This window comes from Vibrio sp. E150_018 (assembly GCF_053544035.1).
The window spans coordinates 132758-144669 of record NZ_JBHGNY010000001.1 but is presented as its reverse complement, the minus strand read 5'-3'; the positions used below and the strand labels follow the sequence as shown (position 1 = coordinate 144669).

The 11912-nt window shown below is 38.1% G+C and carries 10 protein-coding genes and 1 pseudogene; 5 read left to right on the top strand and 6 right to left on the bottom strand.

Going from position 1 to position 11912, the window contains the following annotated elements:
- Positions 1 to 14 precede the first annotated feature (14 nt).
- Positions 15 to 641, bottom strand: coding sequence for a response regulator (locus tag ACE3G9_RS00705; protein ID WP_449218162.1), 627 nt, complete (start codon positions 639 to 641; stop codon positions 15 to 17).
- Positions 642 to 864: 223 nt separating this feature from the next.
- A pseudogene (locus ACE3G9_RS00700) lies at positions 865 to 1044 on the bottom strand (IS1634 family transposase); the annotation flags it as partial.
- Between the two features lie 98 nt (positions 1045 to 1142).
- Between ACE3G9_RS00700 and ACE3G9_RS00695 the strand changes: the two are divergent.
- Positions 1143 to 1298, top strand: a complete 156-nt coding sequence (locus tag ACE3G9_RS00695) for a DUF4223 family protein (protein ID WP_417880506.1) — start codon at positions 1143 to 1145, stop codon at positions 1296 to 1298.
- 120 nt (positions 1299 to 1418) lie between these two features.
- On the opposite strand, the gene ACE3G9_RS00690 is transcribed toward ACE3G9_RS00695, so the two are convergent.
- Complete coding sequence (locus ACE3G9_RS00690; RefSeq protein ID WP_417880507.1) at positions 1419 to 2456, bottom strand: leucine-rich repeat domain-containing protein; 1038 nt, start codon at positions 2454 to 2456, stop codon at positions 1419 to 1421.
- A 690-nt stretch (positions 2457 to 3146) separates the two neighbouring features.
- Between ACE3G9_RS00690 and efeO the strand changes: the two genes are divergently transcribed.
- The 3 genes from efeO to ACE3G9_RS00675 are packed head-to-tail and all read left to right on the top strand — an operon-like array spanning position 3147 to position 6919.
- Positions 3147 to 3947, top strand: coding sequence for an iron uptake system protein EfeO (gene efeO, locus ACE3G9_RS00685; protein WP_417880508.1), 801 nt, complete (start codon positions 3147 to 3149; stop codon positions 3945 to 3947).
- A 4-nt stretch (positions 3948 to 3951) separates the two neighbouring features.
- The gene (efeB, locus tag ACE3G9_RS00680; protein WP_449218161.1) at positions 3952 to 5226 is read left to right on the top strand and encodes an iron uptake transporter deferrochelatase/peroxidase subunit; all 1275 of its coding nucleotides are present in this window, start codon (positions 3952 to 3954) and stop codon (positions 5224 to 5226) included.
- Positions 5201 to 6919, top strand: a complete 1719-nt coding sequence (locus ACE3G9_RS00675; RefSeq protein ID WP_449218160.1) for an FTR1 family iron permease — start codon at positions 5201 to 5203, stop codon at positions 6917 to 6919. The genes efeB and ACE3G9_RS00675 overlap by 26 nt, the downstream gene beginning before the upstream one ends.
- A 343-nt stretch (positions 6920 to 7262) precedes the next feature.
- On the opposite strand, the gene ACE3G9_RS00670 is transcribed toward ACE3G9_RS00675, so the two are convergent.
- A complete protein-coding gene (locus ACE3G9_RS00670; protein WP_089138403.1) occupies positions 7263 to 7517 on the bottom strand; it encodes a hypothetical protein in 255 nt (84 codons plus the stop codon).
- Positions 7518 to 7890: 373 nt separating this feature from the next.
- Here ACE3G9_RS00670 and ACE3G9_RS00665 point away from each other — a divergent pair, with 373 nt between their 5' ends.
- Entirely contained in the window at positions 7891 to 8862 is a 972-nt protein-coding gene (locus tag ACE3G9_RS00665) for a linear amide C-N hydrolase (protein ID WP_417880531.1), read from the top strand.
- Between the two features lie 61 nt (positions 8863 to 8923).
- Here ACE3G9_RS00665 and ACE3G9_RS00660 read toward each other — a convergent pair whose 3' ends face one another.
- Together ACE3G9_RS00660 and ACE3G9_RS00655 are read right to left on the bottom strand one after the other, a co-directional pair.
- Positions 8924 to 10486 carry a sensor domain-containing diguanylate cyclase gene (locus ACE3G9_RS00660; RefSeq protein WP_449218403.1) on the bottom strand — a complete coding sequence of 521 codons (1563 nt, stop codon included), beginning with the start codon at positions 10484 to 10486 and terminating at the stop codon, positions 8924 to 8926.
- Positions 10487 to 10877: 391 nt separating this feature from the next.
- Positions 10878 to 11912, bottom strand: a complete 1035-nt coding sequence (locus ACE3G9_RS00655; protein WP_449218159.1) for a c-type cytochrome — start codon at positions 11910 to 11912, stop codon at positions 10878 to 10880.

Below are 11912 nucleotides of genomic sequence, written 5' to 3'. Positions count from 1 at the left end.
AACACTCGATAAATTTAATCAACCAACAAATGATGCGTAATAGCAAAACGGATCAAATCAACATTATTGGATAGGCCAAGCTTATTGAGTATGTTCGCTCTGTGTACATGAATTGTCTTATGGCTTATTGATAATTGGGAGCCGATTTCTTTAGTATCTTTTCCTTGAATGATATATTCAAACACCTCTCGCTCACGCTTTGTTAAAGATTCAAGAACGGAAGGAATGCCAGAAGCGTTACTAAGGTTAACCAAAGCATCAGCACATAAATATCTATTGCCACTTGCTACTACCCTAATGGCTTTAACCAATTCATTCGGCCCACATCGTTTCGATAAATAACCACTAGCACCAGCGTCTAAAGCTTTACTGACAAAAGAAGCTGAATCATAAATAGAAAGGACAATCGCTTTAAAATCGGGGTTAACTTTCCGAAGCCTTTCCAGTAGTACTAAACCACTTTCATCTGGTATAGAAATATCAATGACAGCAACATCAATTGAAGATACAGAGAGCACACGGTAGGCATCACGCGCGTTATCATGCTCACTATGCACAACAATATCTTCTTCTAAAGATAAAAGCTGTGCAAAACCAGACCGAACCATGATGTGGTCATCAATCAACGCAATTGTAATCAAAACACTAATCTTCCTTAACAAGCACGAAAAATTTTTATCCTATCAATCCTTATCATGGATTGTTCAATAAATCTTAAATGTAAAATACAGAACATCAATATAATAGACATCTATTAAATGCCAAATATTAGAGGCTAAGTAGAAATTAATGGATTTGAATAGCTCTGGAGTAAGAGAAACGAGTCGAGTTTAAAGGTTGGCTATAACACCATACTTCGTATACGTATAACTTATCCAAAAGTTTTAGCCATCGTATTTGATACCCTTGCACACCGGTTATAAAGTTCTGACCACCGAATTCAAGTATGTCGGCCCCATCACATTTTAAAAACACCTAACGTGCCGTCGGTTTCGGTGTTGTTTTGTTCTTCACTATGATTGGAATGAACGCCTCTGTCTTTATTTCTTCATAAGTAAATAGATTAATGACAACTACCTTGAAAATCGTTGAATATTTGATAGCATAGAAGACGATACTTTATATCTATATAGGAAATTATTATGAAATTAAAATTAACACTTGTTTCTGTTGCTCTATTAGCTCTTGCTGGTTGTACTGGTACGACTTACAATGCATCAAAAACTTGCTCGACAGACTACTTACTTATCCCAGCGATTTCTATCCCTGCAGCTATTGGCGCTTGTGATAATAAATAAGTAAAATTATTTTTACCTAGCTTTTAAGTTATTACATTTTTTAGATATCAAATATACATTTAAAAGCCAGCATAAAAAGTTGCCATTTCCAAATGGCAACTTTTTTTAGTGATTTATTTGTTATTTTAAAGTGATATTTACTTGTTCATCAAACGCAAACTTTTCTACTTTAGTTAACGAATTAAGAACAACAACCTTAACTAATGGATTTCCACTAAAAGCTTCATTATTTATTTGAATGACAGATTTAGGCACCACCAAATCGATCAAATAGTTACCACTAAAAGCACCACTTTCAATAACCTTAAGTGAATTAGGTAGCTTTAATTGCGTTAATCCTTTCAATGAAAAAGCACTAGAATCAATGACTTTTACTTTCACACCATCTAGCTGTTCAGGAATGATGATATTTTTATAATTTGCATGATATTTTAAAATAGTACCTGAATTTTTATCAAAATCCACGTCAGATAACATTAAAGTAGTCGCTGGCAACTGATTGTAAGCAAACGCTCCTTTACCGACTCTTTTTACGCCATCAGGAAGCGTTAAGCTTTTGAGTTTATTTTTGGCAAACGTCCAATCATCAATAGCAGTTATTGAGTTAGAAAAATCAATATGAGTAATAACATTGCTTGCAAAAGCGGCCTCTCCCACTGCTGTCACTGAGTTAGGAAGTGATAACTCAGTCAATTTGTTACTAGCAAATGCTCCTTTACCAATAGTCACAACAGAGTCAGGAATACTCACTTTTGTTAATGCATTTTTTGCAAATACCCAGGGATTAATATTGATTAATTCATTCGGGAGAACAAGGCTCTTTAAGGTATTGTTAGCAAATGCAGTATCACCAATATGGATAACAGAATTCGGAATAACAAGCTCTGTTAAAGAGTTGTTGGCAAATGCAGCATCACCAATAGTCGTCACAGAGTCAGCAATGACAATATGGGTTATTCCTTTATTTATAAAAGCATTATTACCGATAGCCGTGACTTTAACACCGTTAATAAAATTTGGAATAATCACATTTTTCTCACTAGAAAGATACCCTGTTATCGTTCCAGTATCTGAATTAAATTTAAAATCACTCGATTTAGAACAACCCGTTAAGACTAAAAAAACGACTAAAAAAGAGAATACCACCCTAAACTTCATAATTGACCTTATAAATACTAAGAATAATTATTTATGATAATAAATAAGTTAGTCATTATTTTATACCAAAAGTAATTGACATAACAATTATACCCAAGTGACTTCAAGATGCAGAATTCAGAGCTATCATCTAATTCTTTAGGCAAGGAAGATTGGCGAAGGAATGTAAGCACCTTTCAAACCAATCTGACGCGGCATAAAGGTTTGGATGAAGCTCCCGAAGGGCAAGTTAAAACAAGCTTTATGCTACGTTAAATTGAATAGAGATAGAATCACTATGATCATATTCAATTTGTCTTGCCTAAAGCTTGTTTTATTCTTGCTGAAACTCGCATCTTGAAGTTACTTGGGTATAAATACTAGTCTACCAAATCGTATAAGACTTTACTCAATAAAATTACTCTCAAATACGATTGCTGAAACTGTTGTAAAAATTATACGAAACGGTTTATTCCTGCATTAGGTGTGGAAACTCGGATATTGAATTCGCTGTATCACGGGTAAATTATAAGTAATTATTCACCCGCGAGCTATTGACGTGGATTTATACGAAGAATACTGACATCTGATAATCCTCTTTTCTCGACTATTACATTTTGATACAAAATATTTGACTTTGTTACAGGTGGCCTTAAAATGCCACCATTGATGATATTAATTATCATTATCACCGTAAGGACAAAGGTAGTTATGAATTTAAAAAAAACAGGTTTCTCATTGGCATTTATTGCCACGCTTAATATGGCGGCGCCCACTCAAGCTGCGGTCAACATTGATGCAGGTCTTCAAGAATACAAAACATTTTCAATCGATAAAATTGATGATCTTGTGACCCAAACCCAAACATTTGTCGATTATTTACATGCCGGCAAGTTAGAACAAGCTAAAGCTTTATATCCAATTGTTCGTATGAACTTTGAAACTGTCGAGCCGATCGCCGAAAGCTTTGGTGATTTAGACCCTAGAATTGATGCACGTAAAGCGGATTTAGAACCCAATGAAAAATGGACAGGCTTTCACCCTATCGAGGAAATTCTTTGGGTACAAAATACCACCGAAGGCACTGAAAAATATACTGAACAGTTAATGGCTGACGTAAAAGAGTTGCGAGCCAAAGTCTCAACAGTAGAAGTAACACCAGAATTAATGGTGCAAGGTGCCGTGGATTTATTAAACGAAGTATCAACCAGTAAAATTTCTGGTGAAGAAGAAATTTTTTCCCATACCGACCTATATGACTTCCAAGGCAATATCGACGGTGCCGAAAAAATCTATGTGATATTCAAACCACAATTAGCCGACATGGATCCTACTTTAGTTAGCACTCTTGATGACCGTTTTGCGAAAGTTAATCAATTACTTGCACAGCAAAAAGAAGGTGACAAATTCAAAGATTATACTGAACTCAGTGATAATGATATTGCAGGTTTAGCGGAAGCAGTCAATAAATTAGGCGAACCTCTTGCTCAAATGGGCATTATCTTGGAATAAATAAATGACCAGTAAACGACAAATTAAATCATCGATTGAACGTTCAAGCATCTCTCGTCGTCTATTGCTAAAAGGGGCCGCTTTAAGCGGCTCTTCCCTATTACTGGGAAAAGCATTAGCAACGCAAACGACATCAGATACCCAATCCCAAACATTACCCACAAAGCAGCAAGCGACCAACAACCTCGCACCTTATGCTGAAGGATATGTTCCATTTTATGGACAACATCAAGCTGGGATCACCACCATTCAGCAACGTCATATTTATTTCATGGTGCTGCAATTGGACAACACAGACAAGCAAGCGGTTATTCAATTACTGAAACAATGGACAAAACAGGCGGCCTTATTAACGCAAGGTAAAAATGTTGCCAAATATAGCAAAAATAAATATGTCCCACCTTCAGATACTGGCGAAGCGGATAATTTGCATCCATATAATTTGAGCTTAACTTTTGGCGTATCACCATCATTTTTAGACAAACTGGGTCTACAAGATAAAGCACCGGCTGAATTCACCCCACTGCCTCACTTTCCAAGAGACCAGTTGCAAGCACAATATACTGGCGGCGATATTTGCATTCAATCTTGTGCCGATGACCCACAAGTTGCTTTCCATGCAGTAAGACAACTTGTTCGTTACGCACGAACCTCGATGGTTTCTATGCTATGGGCACAAAGTGGTTTCAATTCCTACGACAAACAAGACACTCCTCGTAATTTATTCGGTTTTAAAGATGGCACCGCCAACGCCTTAACGTTAAAGCAAGCCGATAAATACATTTGGGCCGATTCACCAAACTGGATGCGTAATGGCAGCTATATGGTGGTTCGTCGTATTCAAATGCATTTAGAAACTTGGGATCGCACCAGTTATGGCGAGCAAGAAAATACTTTTGGTCGTAATAAAGCAAGCGGTGCCCCTATGGGACAACATCATGAATTCGATCCTATTGATTTATCTTTAACCTCAGAAAAAGGTGAACCGATAATGCCGGTTGACTCACATGTTCACTTGGCTCACAGCACAGGACAACAATTATTACGTCGTTCATTTTCTTATGTGGAAGGCATCAATACCCGTACCAGTCAATATGACTCGGGTTTGTTGTTTGTCTCTTTTCAAAAGTCTCCACAACAATTTATCGACATCCAAAATGCATTTGGAAAAATCGACAAGATGAACGAATACATTACCCATATCGGCAGTGGACTTTTTGCCTGTTTTGGTGGCGTAAAAGAAGGAGAATACCTTGGACAATCATTACTTGAAAGTTAACCCGTGCCCCCTTGTAAAACGCTTTCTTCTTTGTGTTTTAATGTTGGTGAGCTTCTCAACTTTGGCGGCGGATAAAGTCAATTTTTCGCCAGCTTATATTTCTCTTTCCGACGCTATTGGCGCGACTAAAAAGGGAGATACAATATCGGCGAAACGAGATTTACAACAAATGGAGCAATACTTAAATACTCTAGATATTGCTGATACCGCCAATAAAAAGAATGTCACTGACGCTATTATTCAAGCTAAGCAAACTCCAAGTGTTGAACAATTGACCTTGGTGTCATCATCATTAATCAAACTTGAAAAATATGTTAATCCAGTGGATTACGCGACGATGCGTAAACAATTTATTAAGCGTGTAATGCCAACTTATCAAGCAATGGCAGCAGCAATTGACCAACAAGATATGAGCCAATTGCAAACCACATTTCGAATGTTCAATCGCGCGTGGGCTAAGCGAGAACGTGTCGTGCATGAAACCAGCATGGGGCATTATGGAAAAATAGAAACTGCCCTTGCTTTATTAAATGTTGAAAAAGCAAGATCCGAACCCTCATGGGAGAAAATTAAACAACAAAGTGATGTATTAGGAGTTACCTTAACCAGTTTTAATAATGGAGAAGTGATTGCAACTAGTAATAGCGATATGACTCTCAATGACGGCATTGGTATTTTGAATACAGCGTTAAGTGATTATCAACAACAAAATTCACTGTCAGGTAATCAAGAGTTGCTAACTTTTATTCAAAACTGGCCAACCTTTGAAAGTATAGTAAGTACCCGCTCTTCTGCTCTTTATACACGAGTAGAAAATCAACTCCCATTGATCATTGCGGCCAACGGAAACCCTAAACACCAACAACAATTACAACAGCTCATCACGGATCTCTCACAATTGAACCCTGCTGGGCATTATAATGCTGTCGATGCTGCTTTGATATTATTAAGGGAAGGATTAGAAGCCTTATTGATCGTTATTGCTTTGTTTTCAGCAATGAAAGCGACACAACAAAAGCGCGGACAACATTGGGTTATTTCTGGTGCCATATTGGGCCTAATTACTAGTTTTGTATTAGCGTGGGCTTTGGTTCTATTCTTACCAACCAATATGGCTGGTCATACCAGAGAAACATTAGAAGGTATTGTCGGTTTATTTGCAGTCATCATGATGCTATTTGTAGGGATTTGGCTTCATAGTAAATCTTCTGCCGATTCCTGGAAACGGTTCTTACAAAAACAAACAACGCAAGCTTTAACTATGGGAAGTTTTCTTTCTTTAGGTACATTAAGCTTTTTGGCGGTATTCAGAGAAGGTGCTGAAACCATTTTATTTTATGCGGGTATTTTACCTAATATTGAAATCAGTCAATTCTTGTTAGGTATGACTATCGCAGTTTCCATTTTGGCCCTAGTGACCGTTATAATCTTAAAAACTTCAGTCAAGCTACCTATTCCGATCATTTTCAAAGTATTCACATGCCTGATCTATTTCTTAGCGTTTAAAATGTTAGGAGTCAGCATTCATGCTTTACAGTTAACCGGAAATATAAACATCCATGTCATTGGGTCACTGCCAACAATCAACGAGATAGGCTTTTATCCAACGATAGAAACTATCATTTCACATTTGGTTTATGTCATAATTGTTATAGGATCTATGTACTTACAAAAGAAAAAGTCAAAAGGATAATTTACAGAAATCATCCCAAAAAGATGAACAACCTGATAGGTTTTTCTGCACTGAAGAAAAATACTTTAGAAGCGGCTATACGACATTATAGAAAGATAATTGGAACAAATCACACACCAGAAAGTTTACCAATCAACAACAGGAAGTGTTAATCAGTTGTTCCATTTAAAATCGTTTTACTCACCTCGGAATGCCCAATAGCGACCGAGTCGCTTAAAGATCTCCTAAGTTGAGTATTATAACAAAACCGATATTTGTTAATAAGAACGACTTAACCAGTAAGGCTATAAAAAATAGGCTCTTGCTGGTTAGTCTTTTAAAGATGACTCTACCCTAATTACCTTTAATAATGGTCGAGTATCCAGTTAGTGGAATAAATCGATAAAAAGATAAGGACAATCAGAAGGACTGGGATCGCGAGTACCATTGCCAATTTTTTCATAATGGTTGGTTTATCAAATACCACACCGGCTTCTTCTCTCACTCTTCTATCTTCATCAAAATGCCATTTAATGGCGAAATAAGCACCAATAGCTAATACAATTAACTTTAAAGCGCCAGCAAGATACGGAAATACATTAGCCCAATTACCGTTCATTATTTACCTCCATTTAACAAATACAGCCACAATTTTACCACTGTATTGACTTAATAAAAAATTCTCACTTAAAGAACTATCTCAGCCAAATTCGCTATTCCACTGACATTCACGATGCCACTGAAAGTAACCTGTAACACCAAATGGTAGTGATTCGACGTAATGGCATAGGCACGCACATCAATCGCAAAAACTTGGCTTAGCAATCTCATTGCGCTTTACTGGTTGTAAATAAGATAGTTAACTATCATAGTTTATGAAGAAGATTAGATTTTTCGGAAAAGCTGTGCTGTTTAACATTAACTGATGAGTAAAAGAGTAATCAATCGAATAAAAGGCAACTTATCAATCTCAAATTAAGTGGGGAAAATACATGTGTACACGCATCGTTTATCATGGTGACAATGAAATGATAGTGACCGCTCGCTCTATGGACTGGCGAGATGAAATACCAGCTTGTATGTGGGTATTTCCTCGAGGTATCGAACGGAATGGTTCGGTAGGCGAAAATTCTATCGTGTGGACTTCCCGTTACGGCAGTTTGATTACTAGCGCATTTAATATGTCAAGTACGGATGGCATGAATGAAAAAGGTTTAGTCGCAAACTTGTTATGGTTAGCAGAAGCTAATTACCCAGAATACAAAGGTCAAATGCCAGGGTTGTCTGTCTCTGCGTGGGTGCAGTATGTTTTAGATAACTACGCAACGGTTTCAGAAACGGTTGAAGCTCTAAAAAAAGAACCTTTTGTGATTGTGTCGGCTGATATTCCAGGTACTCAACGTTTTGCTACTCTGCACCTCTCGATATCTGACTCTATTGGTGATAGTGCCATTTTTGAATATATTGATGGAAAACTAGTGATTCACCATAGTAGACAATACAATGTAATGACAAACTCTCCTGTTTTTAATCAACAGTTAGCACTAAACGAGTATTGGCAGCAGATAGGTGGTTTTACTATGTTGCCAGGTACTAACCGCGCCGCAGATAGGTTTGTAAGAGCTTCTTTTTATATCGATGTCATCCCCAAAGTAAGTGACACAAGAACAGCAATAGCCGGTGTTTTTAGTGTTATTCGCAATGTATCCGTTCCTCTGGGTATCCATTCAGATAACGAGCCAAACTTATCTTCTACTCGGTGGCGTTCTGTTTCCGATCATAAAAATTTACGGTATTACTTTGAAACAACCTCTAACCCTAATACTTTCTGGGTTGATATGAATGCTTTAAACTTTGATGAAAAACAACCCGTTAAGAAACTGGCTATTAATAATGGTCTCTTTTCAGGAAACATGGCTGATTCGTTTATTGACTCAGACCCTTTTATTTTTGCAGGTATCTAAATTCTAAAAATTAAAAGAGGGAGGCAAAATTAATATTTCTGAAATATTAATTTCAAGCCTCTCACTTGATGAGATCGAGTTCGGTGCGATTCCTACCATTATGTTTAGCTTGATAAAGAGCATCATCGGCACCTTTAAGGGTCGCGCTAATCGGCTTATCTTCTGCTAGCCAATGAGACACTCCGATAGAAATTGTAACATGGCCGACGACCTCAAATTTGTTTGACGCAATAGATTTACGAATTCTCTCGGCAACGAACTTAGCCTGATGTATGTCCATTCCGACTAAGAAAACGATAAACTCTTCACCACCAGAGCGGCAAACAATATCGACTTCTCGTGCCTGAGCCCTGATCATACTTGCCACACTGACCAATAAAGCATCGCCTACATCATGACCAAAGCTATCATTCACTTTTTTAAAGTAATCAAGATCCAAAGCAAGCACAGAAAATGAAATTTTTTGCTCTCGAAAGGTATCAATCGCCTTATTTAGACCTCTGCGGTTTACGAGCCCCGTCATGGGATCAGTTAAAGCATCTAGGTGCAGCTGATCAATAGTGCTGGATACATTATTTAACGTTCTGAGAAATGAGTTTTTCAAATATGACGCTTCAAAATACCAAGGCTTCACTTCATTTAAATCTTGCTTGGTAAAGTTATGGCTTTCAAAACTTTTGACTACACTGGCTAATTGCCATAAAGGTTTCGATATAAAAATCGAAGAAACCCAAATAATCAAAAATATAAGAAAACTAATTGGGAGTGACCCTATAAACATCTGCCACATTTGCTCGTTAAGTATAGGCCAAACAAGCTCTTCTGGCTTCTCTACAATAATACCCCAGCCAGCATGCTTTACGGGAGCATATCCAGAGAGCATCTCAACACCTTGCAAGTTAACGATGGCCTTTCCTCCTTCCTCTCCACTACTTACCGCTCTTATTGCTTCATTCTTAGTAAGAACTTCTCCAATTCGCGTCGGATCAGGGTGATAAATCAACGTCTGATGCTTATCGACAACATATAAATATGACCCATCTTTGTAACTATGCTGTCCCAGAATTGTTCTTAATATATTTTTTTGAGTCAGATAGATGGTTCCCGCAACATAGCCTAAGTAATCGCCGTTTTCAGAAAAGATAGGATATGACATGCTTATCAAATAATTACCAACAGGAGAGACAAATGGATCTGTGATAAGTGGCGCTTTCGCATTTAGCGATTGTAACGCGCTTTCTTCCGTTAATTGAACACCTTTCACTCCAATGGTTTCTGGTGAGACTGATATGATAACCCCGTCCGCATTCACGATTACGACAGAATTGAAAGCATTGGTTTGAGTCCTCAATCGATTCACCTCTTGCTGCAATACAAGCGGATCAAACATTTTGCGGCTGATTATCGATGCGCTGTACTCTAATTGGGATAAAGCAGCATCAATAAAAGTATCCGTCACCTCCGCCATTTTAACCGCATATACACGGTTGGACTCTATGGTATTGTTAACTACTAACTCATGCTGAACTCGATATATGGAGTGAAAAGAATTAAGAAAAGTGACGAGTACACTGAACATACCTAGACACAGAATTAATTTCCTCAGATTTAACTTATCCCTCACCTGTTTCATTTCTTTCATATACTCCATAAGTTAAATCATGACTTTTACATTCGATATAAAATACCTTGTCACTCACCGATCTATATTAACTCAAATACGTGATTCGACAACAAAACGTTAAAAATATGAAATCCCCTCTCAACCTTCAGCACCAGCAATCACTGGCTTTTTTAGAGCACGAGGGACAGAACAGAGAGATAATGAATGGACTCGAAATCTACTGAAAAATAGACCAGAGCGAAATGTAGAACAACTGCAAAGAACTCGACTGTTAATGAACGAAAATGTTGCAGACTGCTTGATTGAAGGGTAGGAATCTTTAATTGATGGCCTTACTTTACCCGATGTTAATGATAGGCAAAACGGTAAAAGAATTGCCCATCAGCATTATTTAAAACGCATTATTCCCTAGCGTCTTACCATCAATCGTTTTTCCATAATAGCCTTGGTGTTGGTGATATTGTTTGGCGTTACTTTCCACACTCCCTTTAAAACGTGGGTCTTGTGGCCTTTCATGACTATTTACGTAGGCTGCCACATCCCAGGCTTCTTGCTCAGACAACTGTACGCTTTTACCTAATGGCATATTTTCATAAATAAAATACGCTGCGGTGTTAATACGGTGCATACCAGCTCCCCAGTTATAAGCATTTTTCCCCCAAAGCGGTGGTATGTATGAATGCCCATTCTTATCTTTTATTCCCGAGCCATCTGCGCTATGACAAGTTGCACAGTTTTTTTCATATACAGAGGCCCCTCTCTCTGGGGATGGTGTTTGCTCTGGCGCCGCGATTTTAGGATAACCTCGCCCAGCCAGTTTACTTCGCTCTTCAATAGGTAATGCTTGTGCAATCGCATCGGGAAGTGGGAAGTCTTCTGCCTTACCACCGACTTGCAACGCTTTATCATCTAGCTCTGGGATCGGCGCTTTCTCCATATCATAACCATCTAATAATGCTCCCATTGATAACCAATAAGCGTAAGCACTAAGCGCAATGATCTCAGGCGAGTCATAAGCCGGTGCTTTGCCATTCATTGAATAGGTAAAGCAACCTTGAATACGGTCGGCGTAACTATTGACTTTGTCATTCTTTTTTCGATAAGCAGGATAAGCCATATAAGCGGCCCACAACGGTGCAGCATTGGCTTTTCGGCCAGCGGCCATGTGGCAGTTCACACAATTTTGATCATTACCTACGTAAGTGCCTCGCATTTGCTGAGAGTTCACGAATAGTGAGTAGCCACGTTTTACTTTGTCACCAAAAGGCGTATTTGGAATGGTACTGAGATCTCGCGGTTGCAAATACTCACCATGCTGTTGTTTTTTTACTGCTGGTAACTCAGTTTGTCGGTCAGGTAATGTGTCATTAGCAACGGCTATAGCCGGAAGAGTCGATACCACGAATAAAGAGGATAAAAGTTTCAT